We start from the raw sequence: 277 nt of genomic DNA on the forward strand, positions 1-277 counted from the left end.
CTCGCTCTGTACAGCCGACATAGTAAACTGGGAGGGAGTGTCCTTTCTTATTGTAAGGCGCTTTGAGTGTCACTGGCGCATAGGTGATATCCAGTGTTGCGCTTCGGGCTTTTCTTCCTCCTTTTTGTGCAATGTGGATGTGTTTGGTGCCTGCACTCATCAGCTCGCTTGCAAACGCATAGAGCTTATCCTCACCTTCTTCAATATGACGACTTTGCATCGAGCGTACGACGAATCGTTGCTGCTCGGTCAGTTTATACTGCAAGTATTCGTAGAT

At 48.0% G+C, this 277-nt stretch carries 1 pseudogene; it reads right to left on the bottom strand.

From position 1 onward, the window contains the following. Positions 1–277, bottom strand: a pseudogene (locus AAEZ18_RS18735) (IS4 family transposase); the annotation flags it as partial.

The organism is Pseudoalteromonas sp. 19-MNA-CIBAN-0066 (genome assembly GCF_040308705.1).
Classification (GTDB): Bacteria; Pseudomonadota; Gammaproteobacteria; order Enterobacterales; family Alteromonadaceae; genus Pseudoalteromonas; species Pseudoalteromonas nigrifaciens.